The sequence below is a fragment of the Streptomyces olivaceoviridis genome (genome assembly GCF_014650115.1).
Lineage (GTDB): Bacteria > Actinomycetota > Actinomycetes > Streptomycetales > Streptomycetaceae > Streptomyces > Streptomyces olivaceoviridis.
The window spans coordinates 234,400-254,031 of the sequence record NZ_BMUI01000004.1 but is presented as its reverse complement, the minus strand read 5'-3'; the positions used below and the strand labels follow the sequence as shown (position 1 = coordinate 254,031).

Below are 19,632 nucleotides of genomic sequence, written 5' to 3'. Positions count from 1 at the left end.
ATCTCCCTTGGGGTTGAACGCGTGCAACCGCTTTCTCGTACTCCCCGCCGAACGCAGGCGCCGCGTTCGTCCGACGACGACCCTCCCCACCCGAGTGAGGCATTCGCATGTCCAGGGCTCTTCCGAAGTACGACAAGCGTCGCGTGGCGGTCATCGGCGGCGCCGCCGCCGTGCTGCTCTCCGGCGCGGTGATCGCCGGCTCCGCCCTCGCCGGCACCCCCGCCGGGAGCGACGGCACGACCGGTGCCCGCACCCTGGCGAGCCCCGGGACGATCACCTGCCCGGACGTCGCCTCCCGGCTCCCCGCGATTCCCGCCTCCGCGAAGGCCGAAGTCGACCGGAACCTCACCCTCCTCCAGACCCAGATCAAGGAGGCGAACACCCGGCTGGCCACCACCGTCGGCCAGGGCGGACCGAACTTCGTCGACAACGCGATCCTCGGCCCGCTGAAGGACAAGCGCGCCTCGACCATCGGCCGCATCGCCATCGCCATCGGCCGCGTCTCCGCCAGGCCGACGGGGCTGGACTTTCTGGCCGCCTGCACGCTCACCCGGTGAGGTGACAGGCAGCCGTGGCCGCCCCGTGGGAAGCGCCGGCCGGGGCGGCCACGGCGAACTCCCCCACGCAGGTCGGACAATTACTCAGACAGCCGAAGACGTTGCGCCGATACTCGTCAGACATGGGAAAGACCTATGAGCGCATAGACGGCAGGCTGCGCACGTTCATCGAGGAGCAGCCCCTCTTCTTCACCGCGACCGCCCCGCTCTCCGGGGACGGCACGGTCAACCTCTCCCCCAAGGGCCTCAAGGGCTCCTTCACCGTGCTCGACGAACTCACCGTGGCCTACCTGGACTTCGCCGGGTCCAGCGCCGAGACCATCGCGCACCTCAGGGAGAACGGGCGGATCACGCTGATGTGGTGCGCCTTCCAGGGCCCGCCGAACATCGTGCGCGTGCACGGCCGGGGCGAGCCCGTCTTCCGTGACGACCCGCGCTTCCCGGAACTGCTCGCGCGCTTCCCGGACATCGACCCGAGCCTCCACGGGCTGCGCGCGGTCATCGTGGTACGCGCCGAACTGATCCGGGACAGCTGCGGATACGCCGTCCCCCACATGGCGTACGAGGAGGACCGCGAGCTGCACGGCAAGCGCTTCGCCCGCGAGGACGACGTCTCGCTGAGCGCGTACTTCGAGAAGAAGGAGCACATCGCCACTAGCCTGGACGGCCTACCCGGGCTGCCGTTGCCGCTGCCGCCCTCTACCGTCTGAGCCATGCGCCCCGGTGTGGTCCTCGCCCTCGTCTCCGCCTCCGCCCTCGCCCTGCTCGGCGCCGCGCCCGGCCGCGGCCCGGTGCCGCTGCCCGCGGGGATGGCGGACACGGGCGGCGGCCACCAGCTGATCGTCGCCCAGGCCCCGGACACGGGGGCCACGACGGGCACGGTCAGCTGGTGGGACCTGCGGGACGGCCAGTGGGTACGGGCCGGCTCCGCACCGGCCCGGTTCGGGGCGGGCGGGCTGGTCGACGGCGCCACCCGCCGGCAGGGCACGAACACGACACCGACCGGGCTGTACGGCCTTCCCTTCGGCTTCGGGACCAAGACCGCGCCGGCCGGCACACACGTCGCGTACCGCCCGGTCCGGAAGAGTTCCTGGTGGTGCCAGGACAACGACTCCCGCTCCTACAACCGCTGGGTCGACCCGCTCCCCGCCGACTGCCGCGCCGCCCAGTCCGAGCACCTGATCGACTACGGCACCCAGTACGCGTACGGCCTCGTCATCGCCTTCAACTACGACCGGCCCGTACGGGGGCGCGGAGCCGGGATCTTCCTGCACGTCAACGGCCACGGGGCGACGGCCGGTTGTGTCTCGGTGCCTCAGGACGCCATGCGCCGGATCCTCACCTGGACCGACCCGGCGGCGAAGCCGCACATCGCGATCGGCACGGAGAAGGGCGCGACGGCGGTCGGCCGCTACTGAAGCGTCCCGCGCCCGGACTCCGTCGGGGCACCGCGCCGTCGCCCTGGTGCCGACGGGGAGGGGACATGGCGCAGGAGCACGACGCCGCGCCGATCGGCGGACGGCGCCGGGATCCTCCTGAGCGAGGTGTACTGCTGCGAGGGGGGCGCTCCCACCCGAATCCGCCGCCGGACCACCGGGTGCGGGTCACGCCGGACGCCGGCCACCGGTTCGTCCCGCTGGAGGATCCGGTCGGTGCGGACCAGCGGCTGCCGGCCTCCTCCCCCACCGCTTCCGGGTACGCGGTGGAGACGCTGTACGACGCGACCCGCGCCGGGATCGCCACCCGGATCGACGGGGCCGCCCGGGGCGTTCCGGCCGATGCGCCGGGCTCTTCAGGCCGGCACCGTGACAGGCCCCCGTCAAGGCGTCGCCGGCAAGCGCACCGTGAACGTCGTCGCGCCCGGTCGGCTCTCCAGCTCCACGCTCCCCCCGTGCGCCTCCGCCACCGCCGCCACGATCGACAGGCCCAGGCCCGCTCCCCCGCCGGAGGCGTCGGGCCGGCGGCGGTGTTCCGCCCGGGTGAAGCGTTCGAAGACGGTGGGCCGGACGTCCTCGGGGACGCCGGGGCCGTCGTCGTGGACCGAGAGGGTGGCCTGTGCGGCACCGGCCTCCAGGGTGACCGTCACCTTCGTGCCGGCGGGTGTGTGCAGACGCGCGTTGGCCAGCAGGTTGGCGAGCGCCTGGTGGAGGCGGTGGGCGTCGCCCGGCACCGTCACCGGTTCCTCCGGCAGGTCCAGGGTCCAGCGGTGGGCGGGGCCCGCGGCGCGGGCGTCCGTCACCGCGTCCAGGACCAGGCGGGTCAGGTCCACCGGCCGGCGTTCCAGCGGGCGGCCCGCGTCCAGGCGGGCGAGCAGGAGCAGGTCGTCGACCATCTCGCCCATGCGCGCGGACTCGGCCGTGATGCGGTCCAGGGCGCGGGTCACCTCCGGTGGCACCGGGCCCGGGTGCAGGAGGGCCAGTTCGGCGTGACCGCGGACCGAGGCGACCGGGGTGCGCAGTTCGTGGCTGGCGTCGGCGGCGAAGCGCCGTAGCCGCTCCTCCACGGCGTGCCGCTTGGTGAGCGCGTCCTCCACGTGCCCCAGCATGCGGTTGAAGGCCGTGGCCACCTGACCGACCTCGCCGTGCGGGTCGGTGTCCGGGGCCCGTGGCGGCAGCGCGACCTCGCCGCTGGCCAGCGGGAGCTCGCTGACCCGGGTGGCGGTGGCGGCGACCCGGCTGAGCGGCCGGAGCGACCAGCGGACCCAGCAGGCTCCGGCCACGCCCGTGACGACCAGGGCGAGGCCGAAGACGACGCCGGCCACCAGTTCCAGCCGGTGGACCGTGGCCTCGACCGGCTCCAGGGGGAGACCGACGAGCAGCACGTCCCCGTCCCGGCCCGGGGAGGCGACGACCCGGTAGTCGAGCAGGGCGGACAGGTCGACGGTGTGGGGCCTGCCGTCGGCCGGCACCCGGGCCAGCCGGTCGGCGTCCCGCGCGGTCAGGTCCACGTTCAGGTCGGCGGCGGGGTCGCCGGAGCGGATGAGCCCCTTGTGGGTGACCGTGCCGTTGAGCAGCCGGGCGCCGAAGGTGCCGGTGGCCATGCGGCGGGTGTCGGCGTGTTCGTCGCCGTCGTGGTCATCGGGCAGTCGGCCGTCGTGCTCCAGGCTCTCCGGGAAGCGGGTGCCGACCTGGGCGAGCTGTTCGTCCAGGCGCTGGGTGAGGAAGCCGTCCAGTTCCACGACCGCGGCCAGGCCGACGGCCGCGCAGCTCACCGCCAGCAGCGTCACCAGCCCGACGGTGAGCCGGGCCCGGAGGGTGCGGGGACGCAGCGTACGGCGTCGCGGCGCGGTCACCTGGTCACCGGCTTCAGGACGTAGCCGGCGCCGCGCACGGTGTGGATCATGGGTTCGCGGCCCGCGTCCACCTTCTTGCGCAGGTAGGAGATGTACAGCTCGACGACGTGGGCCCGGCCGCCGAAGTCGTAGGACCAGACCCGGTCGAGGATCTGCGCCTTGCTGAGCACACGGCGCGGGTTGCGCATGAGGAAGCGCAGGAGTTCGAACTCGGTCGGCGAGAGGTCGATCAGCTCGCCGGCCCGGGTCACCTCGCGGGCGTCCTCGTCCATCACCAGGTCCCCGACGACCAGGCGCGGGCCCTCCTCCTGCGTGCGGGCCATGCCGGCCCGGCGCAGCAGCCCGCGCAGCCGGGCGACGACCTCCTCCAGGCTGAAGGGCTTGGTGACGTAGTCGTCGCCGCCCGCGGTGATCCCGGCGATACGGTCCTCGACCGCGTCCCGCGCCGTCAGGAAGAGCACGCACACATCGGGCTTCACCTCGTGCAGGCGGCGCAGCACCGCGAAGCCGTCGGTGTCCGGGAGCATCACGTCCAGGACGACGGCGTCGGGCATCAGCTCGCGGGCGGCGGCGAGGGCGGCGGCGCCGTCGCCGGCCGCGCGCACCTCCCAGCGCTCGTAGCGCAGGGCCCCGGTGAGCACCTCCGCGAGGTCGGGGTCGTCGTCGACGACGAGGACGCGCAGCGGGGTGCCGTCGGGGCGGGTGAGGGCGGGGCGGCCGGACCGGGTGGTGTTCATGGCGCCTCCCAGCATCGCCGGTCCGCGACGCTGAGGGCGAACCGGGCCGCCTCTGAGTTTCCTGTGAGTCCGCCCGGGCGGGCCCCGCTCAGAGCTGATTCAGAGCTTCGCCCCGCACAGTGGCCTGGCCGACGGACGAAAGGACGGCGACATCAGATGACCACCGTGGATACACGGCGGGCCCCGGCTCCGCCGCTGCCCGTGACCGCGCGGCGCTCCCCCGCCGGGCCCGTGCTGGCCCTGCTGTGGGCGGGGGCGGCGGCCGTACTCGCGCTCTGGTGGGCGGACACCGGGTCCGTGGTCGGGGCGGCCGGGTGGCTGACCGGGGCCGGGCGCATCGCCGGGCTGCTGTGCGGGTACGCCTGCGCGGTGCTGGTCGGGCTGATGGCACGGGTGCCGCTGCTGGAGCGGCGCATCGGCTCGGACCGGGTGGCGCGCTGGCACGCGCTGGCCGGCCGGTACACCGTCTGCCTGCTGCTCGCGCACGTCGTGCTGATCCTCGCCGGGTACGCCGCCCAGGACCGGGCCTCCCTCTGGCACGAGGCGGTGACCGTCGTCCTCGACTACCCGGAGATGCTGAAGGCCACCGCCGGCACGGTGATCCTCCTCGCGGTCGGCGTCACCTCGGCGCGGGCCGTGCGCCGCCGGACGAGCCACGAGTTCTGGTACTACGTCCACCTGCTGACATACGCGGCCGTCTTCCTCGCCTTCGGGCACCAGCTCGCCCTCGGCGACGAGTTCAACGGCGAACCGGTCGCGACCGCCGCCTGGTACGCGCTGTACCTGGGCGTGGCGGCCCTGGTGCTGTGGTTCCGGATCCTCGCCCCGGTACGGCTCAACCTGCGCCACCGGCTGCGGGTGGACTCCGTCCACCGGGAGGCCCCGGGCGTGTACTCGGTCGTGGTGCGGGGGCGGCACCTGGACGAGCTGGGAGCGCGGCCGGGCGAGTTCTTCCGCTGGCGGTTCCTCGCCGAGGGCATGCGCCGGACGTCGACGCCGTACTCCCTGTCGGCGCCGCCGCGCCCGGACCTGCTGCGCATCACGGTCAAGGCGCTCGGCGACCACAGCGCGGCCGTGTCCCTGCTGCGCCCGGGCACCCGGGTGTGGGCGGAGGGCCCGTACGGCGCCCTGACCGCCGACCGGGCCGCCGGCCGGCACACCCTGCTGGTCGCGGCCGGCGTCGGCGTCACCCCGCTGCGGGCGCTGTTCGAGACGCTGCCCGGCGAGGTCACGCTGCTGTACCGGGCGCGCTCGGCAGAGGACCTGGCGCTGGGCGGCGAGCTGGAGGCGATCGCCCGCTGGCGCGGCGGGCGGGTGCTGTACGCGCTCAACGGTCCGGGCGGGGAGCGCCCGCCCCTGACGGCGGAGTCGTTGCGCGCCACCTTCCCCGGGCTCGCCCGCGACTACGACGTCTTCCTGTGCGGGCCGCACGGCTTCGCCCAGGACGTGTACCGGGCGCTGCGGGCGGCCGGGGTGGCGGACCGCCGCATCCACCACGAGTCGTTCGAGCTGTGAGCCGGAGAGAGACGGAGAAGGGCCAGACATGCACGCGTTGAACAAGAACCGCCCCCTGCGCCGGATCGTGCTGGCGAGTGCCGCGACCGTCTCCGGGATGGTGCTGCTGCTGGCGCTGAAGCCGCACACGGCGCCCACTCTGGCGACGGCGAGCACCAAGTCCCCGGCCGCGTCGAGCAGTTCCGCGCCCGGCTCCGCCTCCGGGACCAGGACGGCCACCGGAGACACCGTGCAGACCCGCTGGGGCCCGGTCCAGGTGCGGGTCACCGTGGCGGACGGCAGGCTCACCGACGTCACGGCCGTCAGCTACCCGCAGGACAACCCCCGCGACCAGGAGATCAACAGCTACGCCCTGCCCCAGCTGCGGCGCGAGGCGCTGGCGGCGCAGAGCGCGCAGATCGACACGGTGTCGGGAGCCACGTACACCAGTGACGGTTACCGGCAGTCACTCCAGTCCGCGCTGGACTCGGCGGGGCTCTGAACACTCCCGCCGTGCGACACGTATCTGTGGGCCATGGGTCAAGTCCCCACGGAGGAACCGTGACCACCACGCTCGCAGGCGGACGTGCCGCCCGCCGACAGACGATGCGCCGCATCCGCCCGCGCCGCTCCCCGGCCGTACCGCTGCTGCTCGCCGTCTGGGCGGGCGCGGCGGCCGTGCTGTGGCTCTGGTGGCACGACACCCCGTCCATCGCCGACGACACCGGCCGCATCCTGGGCGCGGGCCGGATCACCGGTCTGCTGGCCGGCTACCTCATGGCGCTGGTCGTGCTCCAGATGGCGCGCGTCCCGGCGCTGGAACGGCGCGTCGGTTCCGACCGGGTGGCCCGCTGGCACGCGATGAGCGGCCGGTACACGTTGTGCCTGGTCGTCGCCCACGTCTTCCTCGTCATGTGGGGGTACGCGCGCCAGGCCGGCAGGTCCCTCGGCGACCTCGTCCAGCAGACCGCCGACTCCGTCGGCCAGCTGCCGGACATGGGCAAGGCGGCCGTCGGCACGGGCCTGTTCGTGGTCATCGGGCTGACGTCGATCGGCCCGGTCCGCCGCCGGCTGCCGTACGACACCTGGTACCACGTCCACCTGCTGACCTACGCGGCGGTGTTCCTGACGTTCTGGCACCAGATCACCACCGGCAACGACTTCGCGGTGGAGCCCGCCGCCAGGACGTTCTGGTACGGCCTGTACGGCGCGGTCACCGCGCTGGTGGTCTGGTACCGGGTCCTCGCCCCGATCCGGCTGAACCTCCGGCACCGCATGTACGTGGAGGCGGTGATCGAGGAGACGCCGGGCATCGTGTCGGTGCTGATCGGCGGGCGGAGGCTGCACCGGATGGGCGCGGAGGCGGGCCAGTTCTTCCGCTGGCGGTTCCTCGCCCCCGGGATGCGGTTCAGCTCGCACCCGTACTCCCTCTCGGCCGCCCCGCGCCCCGGCATGCTGCGGATCACGGTGAAGGCGATCGGCGACCACAGCGCCCGGCTGCGCGAGCTGGCGCCCGGGACGAAGGTGTGGGCGGAGGGCCCGTACGGCGCGCTCACCGCGCAGCGCCGCAGCCGGGGCAAGGTGCTGCTGGTCGCGGGCGGGGTGGGCATCACGCCGATGCGGGCGCTGTTCGAGACGCTGCCCGGTGCCGCCGGTGACATCACGCTCCTGTACCGGGCGAACACCACCCGGGACCTGGCGCTGTGGGACGAGCTGGCGGCCATCGCCGAGGAGCGGGGTGCCCGGCTGATGTACGCGGTGAACAGTCCGGAGGGCGAGCGGCCGGACATCTCCGCGGAGAACCTCCGGCGGAAGATCCCGGACATCGACCGGCACGATGTCTTCATGTGCGGTCCGCCCGGCTTCGCGCAGTCGGTGTACGAGGCACTGCGCGAGGCGGGGGTGCCCGCCCGCCGTATCCACCACGAGTCGTTCGAGATGTGAGCGGAGCTGCGAAGCGATGAGGAAGAGCCACCCCGTGCGGCGGGTCGTGCTGGCCACCGCCGCGACCGTGTCCGGTGTCGTGCTGCTGCTGTCACTGAAGCCGGCGTCGGATCCGGCCGCCGCGTCGGCGGCGGGCGCGGCCCCGCAGGCGACGGCGGCCGGGCAGGAGTCGCCGCAGGGCGGGTCGCGGGGCGCGGCCCCGGCCGGCTCCGGCACGGTGACCGGTGACGCGGTGCGGACGCGGTACGGGGCCGTGCAGGTACGGCTGACCGTCGGCAACGGCAGGATCACGAAGGCGGAGGCGGTGCAGGCGCCCACGGGGGGCCTGAGCGACCAGAAGACCCAGCTCGCCGTCCCGAAGCTCAACCAGGAGGCCGTGGCGGCGGGAACGGCGGACATCGACGCCGTCTCCGGGGCGACCTACACCAGCGAGGGCTACCGGAAGTCGTTGCAGTCCGCGCTGGACAGGATGGAGCAGGCCCCGTCCGGTGCCTCGGGTTCCTCCGGCGCGGCGCGGGCGCGGACCGTCACCGGGAAGGCCGTGCGGACCCAGTACGGGCCGGTCCAGGTGCGGATCACGGTCACCGACGGCAGGATCACCCGGGCGGAGGCGGTCCAGGCGCCCACGGGGGGCCTGAGCGACCGGAAGACCCAGCTCGCCGTCCCCAAGCTCAACCAGGAGGCCGTGGCGGCGGGAACGGCGGACATCGACGCCGTCTCGGGAGCCACCTACACCAGCACCGGCTACCGGCAGTCCCTCCAGTCGGCTCTGGACCAGGCCGGTGGCTGACACGGTGGCCGAGCCGGCGAAGGCACCCGCCGCGTTGCGTCACGCGGAGGAGGTCATGGGGACGGTCTTCTCCTTCGACGTCCGCGGCGGGGAACCGGACGCGGTGCGGGCGGCGCTCGCCGAGGCCGTCGCCGGGCTGCACCGGGCGGACGCGCTCTTCAGCACCTACCGCGAGGACAGCGAGGTGTCGCGGCTGGCCCGGGGTGAGCTGGACGTCTCGCGGTGCGCTCCCGAGGTGGCCGAGGTGCTGGACCTGGCGGCCGAGGCGGAGCGGGTGAGCGAGGGGTGGTTCAGCACGCGCTACCGGGGCTCGCTGGACCCCACCGGCATCGTCAAGGGCTGGGCGGCCGAGCGGGCGGCGCGGGTGCTGGCGGCGGTGGCCGGGGTGCGGGGGGTGAGCGTCAACGGGGGCGGCGACGTGCAGTTGCTGGGCGCGCCGGAGCCGCAGCGTGCCTGGCGGGTGGGGGTCTCCGATCCGCTCCGGCCCGGCGGGCTGGCGGCGGTGGTCTCGGCGGCGGGCACGGACGAGCTGGCGGTGGCGACGTCCGGTACGGCGGAGCGGGGGGCGCACATCGTGGATCCGCGCACCGGTCGGTCCGCGGTGACGGACCTGGTGGCGGTCACGGTGGTGGGGCCGCGTCTGACATTCGTCGACTGCTGGGCCACGGCCGCGTTCGCGATGGGTTCGCGGGCGGGGCTGGCCTGGCTGGAGTCCCTGCCGGACGTGGAGGCCCTGCTGATCACCGCCGGGAACGAGGTGCGGTGCACCGCGGGGCTGGCGGCACGGCTGGGCTGAGCGCGGCCGGCTCCCGGTCCACCGTCCCGAAGTTTTTCCTCCGCGACGCCATCCGTCTCCCGCCCTCGGACGTATCCCCTGTGGGGCGAGTTCCAGGAGGAAACGACATGGCCATCTTCAGCAGCCTGCTGCCCGCGATGCGGGACCGCGACAGGGACGACGGCTCGCGGCACGGACATGGTCACGGCCACGACCACGACGACCGCCACGACCACGACGACTACTGATCACGTACGAAGCTGAGCGGACCGGCGGCCCGAGAACCCGGTCCGCTCGGCCGATGTCCGGGCAACGCGACGAGGAACACGTGCCATGGCGCATGTCCTGCGGCGGCTGCTCCCGGCGGGCGAGACCTCCGATGCCGTGGTGGCGGCGGCGCCCGCGGTGCCCCCGCGCGAGGTGTTCCGCCGGTTCTGGCCGTACACCCGCGGCGGCCGGCGCTGGCTCGTGCCGGTCGTCCTGTTCAGCCTGACCGGTCCCGCCGTCGACGCCGCGGAGCTGTGGCTCTTCAAGATCCTGGTGGACGATGTGCTCGTCCCCCGGGACCTGCGCCCCTTCCTGTGGATCGCGCCGGCCTACCTGGGCCTGGTCCTGTGCTCCGGCATCCTCGGCTTCGCCGACGACGTGACGTCCACCTGGGTCGGCGAGCGCTTCCTGCTCGCCCTGCGCTCGGACGTGTTCCGGCACGTCCAGGGGCTGTCGCTCGGCTTCTTCGAGCGCCGCAGGCTCGGGGACGTGCTGTCCCGGGTCACGGGCGACGTCGACGCGGTGGAGACGTTCCTGCTCTCGGGCGTGGCGGACGCCCTCTACTACGTCGTCCGCCTCGCCGTCTTCCTCGGCCTGCTGGTCTACCTGCGCTGGGACCTGACCGTGTTCGCCCTGGTCATCGTGCCCCTGTTCTGGGGCGTCGCCCGGCACTTCTCGCGGCTGCTGAAGGAGGCCTCGCGGGAGCGCAGGCGCCGCAGCGGCTCGCTCAGCGCGATCGCCGAGGAGTCGCTGGGCAATGTCGTCCTGGTGCAGGCGTACAACCGGCAGGGCTGGGAGGAGCGCCGGTTCGAGCGGGAGAACCTGGGCCGGTTCCGGGCGGCGATGGCCTCGGCGCGGATCCGTGCCGTGTACGGGCCCGTCGTGGAGGTCATCGAGGTCGCCGGCGGCCTCGCGGTGCTGGGCCTGGGCACCTGGAAGCTGGCCCAGGGGCAGCTCACGCTCGGCGGCCTGCTGGTCTTCCTCGCGCTGATCGGCAAGCTGTACGGCCCGGTCCGCGGCCTGTCCCGCCTCGGCACCACCTTCTACGCGGCCTCCGCCTCGGCGGAACGGATCATCGAGCTGCTGGACCAGCGGCCCCAGGTGACCGAGGCGCCGGACGCCCGGCGGACCGGCCGCGCCCGGGGGGACGTGGCGTTCGACGGGGTGTGGTTCCGCTATCCGGGCGGCTCCTCCTGGGCGTTGTCGGACGTGTCCTTCCACGTGGCGCCCGGGGAGACGCTGGCGCTGGTGGGGGCCAGCGGGGCGGGCAAGTCGACGATCGCCAAGCTCCAGCTGCGCTTCTACGACCCCGACCGGGGCGCGGTCCGCCTCGACGGGACCGATCTGCGCCGGCTCAGCCTGTCCGACGTGCGGGACAGCGTGGCGGTGGTGCTCCAGGAGACGCTCGTCTTCCACGGCACGGTGCGGGACAACATCGCCTACGGGCGGCCGGGCGCCACGGACGCGGACATCGTCGAGGCGGCGCGGGCGGCGGACGCCCACGCGTTCATCGAGCTGCTCCCGGAGGGGTACGACACCCTGGTCGGCCAGCGCGGCCGGACCCTCTCCGGCGGACAGTGCCAGCGCCTGGCCATCGCCCGCGCGATGATCCGGGACGCGCCCGTCCTGCTGCTGGACGAACCGACGGCCGGGCTCGACGTCCGGTCCAGCCGGCGGATCATGGACCCGCTGCGCCGGCTCATGGCCGGCCGCACGACCGTCGTCGTCTCCCACAACCTGCTGACCGTCCGCGACGCCACGCGCATCCTGGTACTCGACCACGGCCGGATCATCGAGCACGGCACCCACGGCGACCTGCTCGCGCACGACGGCACCTACGCCCGGCTGCACCGCCTGCACACCGGAGCGGCGCGGTGATGACCGTCACCACCGGGGCGGACGCCCCGCCCCTGCCCCCCGGACCGGCACCGGCGGCCGTACTGCCCCGCGGCGGCTGAGCGGGGCGGTTCACGTCTTCGGGGTGACGACCTGCCCCTTCCGCAGCTGGGCGGTGGCGAGGACGGTGCCGTCGGGCGACGTCAGACGGGCGCCGGAGTACCGGGTGAGGTCGACGGGGACCGCCACGCCCCAGTTGCCGTGGCCGTCGCGCACGGGGAAGTCGCCGACGCGGACGCTGGTGCCGTCGGCGCGCACCAGGAAGCAGGTGACCGTTCCGGTGTACCGGGTGCCGGGGCGGGTGAGGGCGACGGACACGAAGATCCAGCCGGGGGTGCCGGGGTGGGCGTACAGCTCGCCGACGGGCTGCCCGCCGTGCCCGGCCGGGGTCATGTCCCCGACGAGCACCGGTTCGGACTCGACGGCGGACGGCGGCGGGGCGGTGACCTCCTCGACGGCGGTGCCGACCGCCCAGCCGGCGAATCCGACGGCGATCGTGAGGGCGGCACCGACCGCGGCGAGCCGTACCCGGGGCCGCCGGGCGCCGTCGCGCAGCCCTCGGCGCGAGCGGCGGAAGACGCCCGCCGGCCGCTGTCCCCCGGGTGCCGCCGTCGGCTGGGCGAGGCCGCGTGCCACGCGGGTCTCGAAGCCGGGCGGCGGCTCGCGGTCCGGCAGCAGGCCGGCCAGCCGGTCGCCGGCCAGGGTGAGTTGCCGGACGTACTCCCGACAGTCCGCGCACTGGTCCAGATGGGCGACCGCCTCGGCGCGCTCCCGGCCGGGCAGCACGCCCAGCGCCAGCTCGGCACCGATCTGCCTCAGCTTCTCGCAGTTCGCTTCACTGGACATGGTCGCCCCGTTCCGGAGAAGCGACGGTGGTACGCAGCCGCGCCATCGCCGTTCTGATCCGCGTCTTGGCGGTACCCAGCGGGATCCGCTCCGCGTCGGCGATCTGCCGGGCCGTCATGCCGTAGATGCCGGCCATCATCAGCGCCCTGCCCTGTTCCCGTGGCAGCCGTGCCAGGGCGGACCGGACCTGGGCGGAAGCCTCGTCGGCCAGCGCCCACCGCTCGGGGGTCTCGGTGACGGCGTCCAGCAGGTCTTCGAGGTCCTCGGGTGCCAGCGGCTCCGTCCGCCGGGCCCGGATCGCGTCGACGGCCAGGTTGTGCGCGATGGTCGTCAGCCAGGTCGTGACCGAGCCGCGACGCGAATCGTAGATCTGCGCATGGCGCCACGCGCGCTCGAAGGTCTGCTGGGCGACGTCCTCGGCGAGCTGCTGGTCCCTGGTGACGGCCATGGCCACACCGAAGACCCGGTGCTGGAACCTCCGGACGAAGATCACCGCCAGGTCCGGATCACCGGCGGCCAGCCCGGACAGCAGAGCCTCGTCCGGGAGGCGGCCGACGGGGAACCGATATCCCGACACACCTCTGTATACGTTCGACGGCCGCCAGGGGATTGCCCGTCCCCCTGGCCGCTCGCCGCGGAAGATCACATGCCCATTCTGCGTCGGCCGGCCGGGTCCCGCACGCGGTCAGTGCCCGTTCTGCGCCAGCCGCAGCAGATGGTCCGCCAGGGCCTGCCCCCCGCTGGGATCCCGGCTGATCAGCAGCAACGTGTCGTCACCGGCGATCGTGCCCAGGATGTCGTGCAGCTCCGCCTGGTCGATGGCGGAGGCGAGGAACTGCGCGGCGCCCGGAGGAGTCCGCAGGACCACCAGGTTCGCCGAGGCCTCCGCGGAGATCAGCAGCTCCTGGGAGAGCCGCCGCATCCGTTCCTCCTTGGCCGACTCCCCGAGCGGAGCCCGCGGGGTGCGGAAGCCGCCCTCGCTCGGCACCGCGTAGATCAGGTCGCCGTCGGTGTTGCGGATCTTCACCGCGTTCAGCTCATCGAGATCCCGGCTCAGCGTCGCCTGCGTGACGCTCAGCCCGTCGTCGGCGAGCAGCTTCGCCAGCTGGCTCTGCGACCGCACCGGCTGCCGGTTGAGGATGTCCACGATCCGGCGGTGCCGTGCGGTGCGGGTCTGCGGCACGGCGGGCCCGGCACCGTTGCCCGCCTCATAGTCCTGCGCCTCGCTCATCGTCGTCTCATTCTCCGGATCGTCCGTCCCCGTCGACGGGGTTCGCCGCGTCGAGGATGCCGGGCAGCGCCCGGAGCAGCGCACCCGCCTCGTCGTCGCGGAGATTCAGCGGCGGCATGAGCCGTACGACGTCGGGGGCGGGCGCGTTCACCAGGAACCCGGCCTCCTGGGCCGCCTGCTGCACCTGCGGTGCGCGCGGCCCGGTCAGCACGATACCCAGGAGCAGGCCCGCACCCCGGACATGATCGACCAACGGGTGGTTCAGGGCCTCGACGCCGTCCCGCAGCCTCTCGCTCTGCCGCTTGACGTGGTCGAGCAGGCCCTCGCCCTCGATGGTGTCGAGCACGGCGAGGCCGGCGGCGCAGGCGACGGGGTTGCCGCCGAAGGTGGTCCCGTGCTGGCCGGGCTGAAGCAGTTCGGCGGCCCGGCCGAAGGCCACGGTCGCGCCGAGCGGCAGCCCGCCGCCGAGCTGCTTGGCGAGGGTGACGACGTCGGGCAGTACGCCTTCGTGCGCCTGGTACTCGAACCAGGTGCCGGTCCGCCCGATGCCGGTCTGCACCTCGTCCAGGACGAGCAGCGCACCCGTGGCGGCGGTGATCGCGCGGGCCGCCTTGAGGTAGCCGGCCGGGGGCACGACCACGCCGTTCTCGCCCTGGATCGGCTCGATGACCACCAGGGCGGTGTCCTCGGTGACCGCGGCGGCCAGCGCCTGGGCGTCGCCGTAGGGGACGTGGGTGACATCGCCGGGCAGCGGTCGGAACGGGTCCTGCTTGGCGGGCTGGCCGGTGAGCGCGAGGGCGCCCATCGTGCGGCCGTGGAAGCCGCCGTCGGTGGCGACCATGTGGGTGCGCCCGGTGAGCCGGCCGATCTTGAAGGCGGCCTCGTTGGCCTCGGCGCCGGAGTTGCAGAAGAAGACCCGGCCCTCCCGCCCGAACAGCGTCAGGAGCCGTTCGGCGAGGGCGACGGTGGGCTCGGCCATGAAGAAGTTGGAGATGTGGCCGAGGGAGCCGATCTGCCGGGTCACGGCCTCGACGATCGCGGGGTGGGCGTGGCCCAGCGCGTTGGTGGCGATACCGCCGACGAAGTCGAGGTACTCCCGGCCCTCGGCGTCCCACACCTTGGTGCCCTCGCCGCGGACGAGGGGCAGCCGCGGGGTGCCGTAGTTGTTCATGAGCGCGCCCTGCCAGCGCTCGGTCAGCTCCTGGTTGCCCTGGTGGCCCGTCACTGCGCGTCCCCCTCAAGCTCGTCGGGCACGACCATGGTGCCGATGCCCTCGTCGGTGAAGATCTCCAGCAGGATCGAGTGCTGGACCCGGCCGTCGATGACGCGGGCGGTCGTCACGCCGTTGCGCACGGCGTGCAGGCAGCCCTCCATCTTCGGCACCATGCCGGAGCTCAGCTCCGGCAGCAGCTTCTCCAGCTGGGAAGCGGTGAGCCGGCTGATCACCTCGTCGGAGTTCGGCCAGTCCTCGTAGAGGCCCTCGACGTCGGTGAGGACCATGAGGGTCTCGGCGCCCAGTGCCGCAGCGAGTGCCGCAGCCGCCGTATCAGCATTGACGTTGTAGACATGTCCGTCGTCCTGGGAGCGGGCGATCGAGGAGACGACCGGGATGCGGCCGTCGGCGAGCAGCGCCTCGATGGCGCCCGTGTCGAGGGCCGTGATCTCGCCGACCCGGCCGATGTCGACCCGCTCGCCGTCGATCTCGGGGGTGTGCTTGGTGGCGGTGATGGTGTGCGCGTCCTCGCCGGTCAGGCCGACGGCGAACGGGCCGTGCTGGTTGAGCAGGCCGACCAGCTCGCGCTGCACCTGCCCGGCCAGCACCATCCGTACGACGTCCATGGCGTCCTCGGTGGTGACGCGCAGGCCCGCCTTGAACTCGCTGACGATGCCGTGCCGGTCGAGGGCGGCGCTGATCTGCGGGCCGCCGCCGTGCACGACGACCGGCTTGAGGCCGGCGTGCCGGAGGAAGACGACGTCCTGGGCGAAGGCGGCCTTCAGTTCCTCGTTCACCATGGCGTTGCCGCCGAACTTGATGACGACGACCTTGCCGTGGTGCCGGGTCAGCCAGGGCAGCGCCTCGATGAGGATCTGGGCCTTCGGCAGTGCCGTGTGTTTCCGCGTCGTGGTCATGAGGAGTAGGCGCTGTTCTCGTGGACGTAGTCGGCGGTCAGGTCGTTGGTCCAGATGGTCGCGGTCTCGGCGCCGGCGGCGAGGTCGGCCACGATGTGGACCTCGCGGTAGCGCATGTCGACCAGGTCGCGGTCCTCGCCGACGCTGCCGTTCTTGCAGACCCAGACGCCGTTGATGGCGACGCCCAGCTGGTCCGGCTCGAAGGCGGCCCGGGTGGTGCCGATCGCGGAGAGCACGCGGCCCCAGTTGGGGTCCTCGCCGTGGATCGCGCACTTGAGGAGGTTGTTGCGGGCGATGGAACGGCCCACCTCGACGGCGTCCTCCTCGCTCGCCGCGTTGATCACCTCGACCTTGATGTCCTTGCTGGCGCCCTCGGCGTCGCCGATGAGCTGCCGGCCGAGGTCGGCGCAGACCTGCCGTACGGCCTCGGCGAACTCCTCGTACTCCGGGGTGACGCCGGAGGCGCCGGAGGCGAGCAGCAGGACGGTGTCGTTGGTGGACATGCAGCCGTCGGAGTCGACGCGGTCGAAGGTGACCTTGGTCGCGGCGCGCAGGGCCTTGTCCAGGGTCTCGTCGTCGAGGTCGGCGTCGGTGGTGAGGACGACGAGCATGGTGGCGAGGCCCGGCGCGAGCATGCCGGCGCCCTTGGCCATGCCGCCGACGGTCCAGCCGCCCGCACCGCTGACGACGGACGTCTTGTGGACGGTGTCGGTGGTCTTGATGGCGATGGCGGCCTTCTCGCCGCCGTGCTCGCTCAAGGAGGCGGCGGCCGTCTCCACGCCTCCCAGGACCTTGTCCATGGGGAGCAGCACGCCGATCAGGCCGGTGGAGCAGACGGCGACCTCGATGGCACCCCGGCCGAGCACCTCGGCGGCCTTCTCGGCGGTGGCGTGGGTGTCCTGGAAGCCCTGGGGGCCGGTACAGGCGTTGGCGCCGCCGGAGTTGAGGACGACCGCCGAGACCTGGCCGCCCTTGAGGACCTGCTCGGACCAGAGGACCGGCGCGGCCTTCACACGGTTGGAGGTGAAGACGCCCGCGGCGGCACGGCGGGGCCCGTTGTTGACCACGAGGGCGAGGTCGGGGTTGCCGTTCTCCTTGATCCCGGCGGCGATCCCCGCCGCCGTGAATCCCTTGGCTGCCGTGACGCTCACTGCATCTCCTTGTTCGCTTCTCCGCCCGTGCAGCGCAGCGGTGCGGCCATCGTCGTCGTCTGCGGCCCGGGGGCTGCACGCACTCCCCCAGCTACCGCTGGGAGGTGCCCCCAGCTCACGGTGCGACTCCGATCGTGGAAAGCCCGGTTGTCTCGTCGAGACCGAGGGCGATGTTCATGCTCTGGACGGCACCGCCCGCGGTGCCCTTGGTCAGGTTGTCGATGGCGCTGATCGCGATGATGCGGCCCACGCTGGCGTCGTACGCGACCTGCACCTGAACGGCGTTGGAACCGTGGACGGACGCCGTCGCGGGCCATTGGCCCTCGGGGAGCAGGTGGACGAAGGGTTCGTCGGCGTAGGCCTTCTCGTAGGCGGCGCGCACCGCGTCGGCCGTGACCCCCTCGGCGGCGGACGCGCTGCACGTGGCGAGGATCCCGCGCGGCATCGGCGCGAGGGTCGGTGTGAAGGAGACCTTCACGGTGTCCCCGGCCACCGCGCTGAGGTTCTGGATCATCTCGGGGGTGTGCCGGTGGCCGCCGCCGACGCCGTACGGCGACATGGAGCCCATGACCTCGCTGCCGAGCAGGTGCGGCTTGGGGGCCTTGCCCGCGCCGGAGGTGCCGGACGCGGCGACGATCACCGCCTCGGGCTCGGCGAGTCCGGCCGCGTAGGCCGGGTACAGGGCGAGGGAGACGGCGGTCGGGTAGCAACCGGGCACCGCGATGCGCTTGGACCCCTCCAGCGCGGCGCGGGCACCCGGAAGTTCGGGGAGGCCGTAGGGCCAGGTACCGGCGTGCGGGGAGCCGTAGAACCTCTCCCAGTCGGCCGGGTCCTTGAGCCGGAAGTCGGCGCCCATGTCGATCACGAGGACCTCGGGGCCGAGCTGCTCGGCGACGGCGGCGGACTGCCCGTGCGGCAGCGCGAGGAAGACCACGTCGTGCCCGGCGAGGGCCTCGGGGGTGGTCTCGGCCAGTACGCGGTCGGCCAGCGGCAGCAGGTGCGGCTGGAGCGCGCCGAGCCGCTGTCCGGCGTTGGAGTTTCCGGTCAGGGCACCGATCTCGACCCCGGGGTGCGCGAGGAGCAGGCGCAGGACCTCTCCGCCCGCGTATCCGCTCGCTCCGGCCACCGCCGCACGTACCGCCATGTCCATCCTCCTCCTGGATGGCATGACTATACGTATCGCTGCACGTTTATGCAATCGATCTGGGCAGCATCACCCAGCGCGAGACGACGAAGGTGACCGGGATCGCCGCCGCGGAGGCGAGCAGCGGGGCGAAGCGGCTGCCGGCGTGCAGGAGGTCCACGATCACGCAGACGCCCGCCGTGGTGATCAGGAAATTGGTCACGTTCGTCAGCGGGAACAGCAGGAATTTCCGCCAGGTGGGCCGCGTGCGGTAGGTGAAGCGCGCGTTCAGGAAAAACGACCCGATCATGCTGAGCAGAAATGCCAGGATGTGCGCGGCCAGATAAGGAAGGGCGGTCAGGAACACCAGGTAAAGACAGTAGTAGGTCGCCGTGTTCACGACGCCGACCGCCGCGAAGGTCAGAATCTGCCGCATCAGGGGATGAGATCTTTCGTCCGTTCCACGTTGGTCGCCTTCACCAGGAAGTGCGGGCGCCCCTTCACCTCGTAGTAGATGCGGCCGGTGTACTCCCCGATGACTCCCAGCATGACCATCTGGACGCCCGCGAGGGCGGTGACGGCGGTGATGATGGTCACATAGCCGGGGGTCTGGACGCCGTGGACGAGCGCGGCGCCCACGATCCAGGCGGTGTAGAGGCCCGCGCACAGCAGCAGGCCCACACCCAGCCAGAGCGCGGCGCGCAGCGGGCGGTTGTTGAAGGACAGCAGCCCGTCGAGGCCGTAGTTGAGCAGGCCGCGCAGGTTCCAGGAGCTGCGGCCGGCCTCGCGCGCGGCGTTCTGGTACTCGAAGGTGGTGCTCGGGAAGCCCACCCAGGCGAACAGGCCCTTGGAGAACCGGTTGGACTCGGTGAGCGCCAGCACCGCGTCCACCACCCGGCGCGACAGCAGCCGGAAGTCCCCCACACCGTCGACGAGTTCGACGTCGACCAGGCGGTTGACGAGCCGGTAGTACAGCCGGGCGGTGAGGGTCCGGGTGAACCGGTCGCCGGTGCGGGTGCGCTTGGCGATGACCTGGTCGTGGCCCTGTTCGCGCAGCTCGACCATGCGCTTGATCAGCGCCGGCGGGTGCTGGAGGTCGGCGTCCATGACGATCACCGAGTCGCCCGAGGCGTGCCGCAGGCCGGCGAGCAGGGCCGCCTCCTTGCCGAAGTTGCGGCTGAAGGAGACGTAGCGCACCCGGGCGTCGAGGTCCGCCAGCTCCTTGAGGACCGCGAGCGTACGGTCCCGGCTGCCGTCGTCGACGTACACGAACTCCATGTCGTGGCCGAGGGGCAGCAGTTCCTCGGCGACCTTCTGGACCTCCTCGTGGAAGCGGGCGAGGACGTCTTCCTCGTTGAAGCAGGGCGCGACGATCGATATCAGCATGCGGGGTCCCCCC

19 protein-coding genes and 1 pseudogene are annotated in these 19,632 nt (G+C 73.0%); 9 read left to right on the top strand and 11 right to left on the bottom strand.

Annotated features, from left to right (window positions below; genetic code table 11):
• Positions 1–107: 107 nt before the first annotated feature.
• The 3 genes and pseudogenes from IE273_RS10340 to IE273_RS10330 all read left to right on the top strand — a co-directional run.
• Positions 108–548 (top strand): annotated as a pseudogene (locus IE273_RS10340) (hypothetical protein); the annotation flags it as partial.
• Between the two features lie 131 nt (positions 549–679).
• Positions 680–1,267 carry a pyridoxamine 5'-phosphate oxidase family protein gene (locus IE273_RS10335; protein WP_189814842.1) on the top strand — a complete coding sequence of 196 codons (588 nt, stop codon included), beginning with the start codon at positions 680–682 and terminating at the stop codon, positions 1,265–1,267.
• A gap of 3 nt (positions 1,268–1,270) precedes the next feature.
• Positions 1,271–1,975, top strand: coding sequence for a L,D-transpeptidase family protein (locus tag IE273_RS10330; RefSeq protein ID WP_189814841.1), 705 nt, complete (start codon positions 1,271–1,273; stop codon positions 1,973–1,975).
• 401 nt (positions 1,976–2,376) lie between these two features.
• Here IE273_RS10330 and IE273_RS10325 read toward each other — a convergent pair whose 3' ends face one another.
• Positions 2,377–3,849, bottom strand: coding sequence for a HAMP domain-containing sensor histidine kinase (locus tag IE273_RS10325; RefSeq protein WP_189814840.1), 1,473 nt, complete (start codon positions 3,847–3,849; stop codon positions 2,377–2,379).
• Positions 3,846–4,586, bottom strand: coding sequence for a response regulator transcription factor (locus tag IE273_RS10320; protein ID WP_014671609.1), 741 nt, complete (start codon positions 4,584–4,586; stop codon positions 3,846–3,848). The genes IE273_RS10325 and IE273_RS10320 overlap by 4 nt, the downstream gene beginning before the upstream one ends.
• Before the next feature lie 156 nt (positions 4,587–4,742).
• Between IE273_RS10320 and IE273_RS10315 the strand changes: the two genes are divergently transcribed.
• The 6 genes from IE273_RS10315 (at position 4,743) to IE273_RS10290 (ending at position 11,734) form a co-directional block, all read left to right on the top strand.
• The gene (locus IE273_RS10315) at positions 4,743–6,101 is read left to right on the top strand and encodes a ferredoxin reductase family protein (protein WP_189814839.1); all 1,359 of its coding nucleotides are present in this window, start codon (positions 4,743–4,745) and stop codon (positions 6,099–6,101) included.
• 28 nt (positions 6,102–6,129) lie between these two features.
• Positions 6,130–6,582 (top strand): FMN-binding protein, encoded by a 453-nt coding sequence (locus IE273_RS10310; protein WP_014671611.1) that lies wholly within the window; start codon positions 6,130–6,132, stop codon positions 6,580–6,582.
• 59 nt (positions 6,583–6,641) lie between these two features.
• Positions 6,642–8,024 carry a ferredoxin reductase family protein gene (locus IE273_RS10305; RefSeq protein ID WP_189814838.1) on the top strand — a complete coding sequence of 461 codons (1,383 nt, stop codon included), beginning with the start codon at positions 6,642–6,644 and terminating at the stop codon, positions 8,022–8,024.
• A 16-nt stretch (positions 8,025–8,040) separates the two neighbouring features.
• Positions 8,041–8,814 (top strand): FMN-binding protein, encoded by a 774-nt coding sequence (locus IE273_RS10300; protein WP_189814837.1) that lies wholly within the window; start codon positions 8,041–8,043, stop codon positions 8,812–8,814.
• Positions 8,807–9,610 carry an FAD:protein FMN transferase gene (locus IE273_RS10295; protein ID WP_373309319.1) on the top strand — a complete coding sequence of 268 codons (804 nt, stop codon included), beginning with the start codon at positions 8,807–8,809 and terminating at the stop codon, positions 9,608–9,610. The genes IE273_RS10300 and IE273_RS10295 overlap by 8 nt, the downstream gene beginning before the upstream one ends.
• 312 nt (positions 9,611–9,922) lie before the next feature.
• Positions 9,923–11,734, top strand: coding sequence for an ABC transporter ATP-binding protein (locus tag IE273_RS10290; protein ID WP_189814836.1), 1,812 nt, complete (start codon positions 9,923–9,925; stop codon positions 11,732–11,734).
• A gap of 90 nt (positions 11,735–11,824) precedes the next feature.
• Here the strand turns inward: IE273_RS10290 and IE273_RS44660 are convergent, their stop codons facing one another.
• From IE273_RS44660 to IE273_RS10245, 9 genes are all read right to left on the bottom strand, one after another.
• Positions 11,825–12,598, bottom strand: a complete 774-nt coding sequence (locus IE273_RS44660; RefSeq protein ID WP_189814835.1) for a hypothetical protein — start codon at positions 12,596–12,598, stop codon at positions 11,825–11,827.
• Positions 12,588–13,175, bottom strand: coding sequence for an RNA polymerase sigma factor (locus tag IE273_RS10280; protein WP_189814834.1), 588 nt, complete (start codon positions 13,173–13,175; stop codon positions 12,588–12,590). The genes IE273_RS44660 and IE273_RS10280 overlap by 11 nt, the downstream gene beginning before the upstream one ends.
• Positions 13,176–13,283: 108 nt before the next feature.
• Positions 13,284–13,829 carry an arginine repressor gene (locus IE273_RS10275; RefSeq protein WP_014671617.1) on the bottom strand — a complete coding sequence of 182 codons (546 nt, stop codon included), beginning with the start codon at positions 13,827–13,829 and terminating at the stop codon, positions 13,284–13,286.
• A 7-nt stretch (positions 13,830–13,836) separates the two neighbouring features.
• On the bottom strand, positions 13,837–15,054 hold the full coding sequence (locus IE273_RS10270; protein ID WP_189814833.1) for an acetylornithine transaminase: 1,218 nt from the start codon (positions 15,052–15,054) through the stop codon (positions 13,837–13,839).
• Entirely contained in the window at positions 15,051–15,959 is a 909-nt protein-coding gene (argB, locus tag IE273_RS10265; RefSeq protein WP_189814832.1) for an acetylglutamate kinase, read from the bottom strand. The genes IE273_RS10270 and argB overlap by 4 nt, the downstream gene beginning before the upstream one ends.
• The gene (gene argJ, locus IE273_RS10260; RefSeq protein ID WP_189814831.1) at positions 15,956–17,110 is read right to left on the bottom strand and encodes a bifunctional glutamate N-acetyltransferase/amino-acid acetyltransferase ArgJ; all 1,155 of its coding nucleotides are present in this window, start codon (positions 17,108–17,110) and stop codon (positions 15,956–15,958) included. The genes argB and argJ overlap by 4 nt, the downstream gene beginning before the upstream one ends.
• A gap of 115 nt (positions 17,111–17,225) precedes the next feature.
• Complete coding sequence (gene argC, locus IE273_RS10255; protein WP_189814830.1) at positions 17,226–18,254, bottom strand: N-acetyl-gamma-glutamyl-phosphate reductase; 1,029 nt, start codon at positions 18,252–18,254, stop codon at positions 17,226–17,228.
• 46 nt (positions 18,255–18,300) lie between these two features.
• The gene (locus tag IE273_RS10250) at positions 18,301–18,669 is read right to left on the bottom strand and encodes a GtrA family protein (protein WP_189814829.1); all 369 of its coding nucleotides are present in this window, start codon (positions 18,667–18,669) and stop codon (positions 18,301–18,303) included.
• The gene (locus IE273_RS10245) at positions 18,669–19,619 is read right to left on the bottom strand and encodes a glycosyltransferase family 2 protein (RefSeq protein WP_189814828.1); all 951 of its coding nucleotides are present in this window, start codon (positions 19,617–19,619) and stop codon (positions 18,669–18,671) included. The genes IE273_RS10250 and IE273_RS10245 overlap by 1 nt, the downstream gene beginning before the upstream one ends.
• Positions 19,620–19,632: the final 13 nt, after the last annotated feature.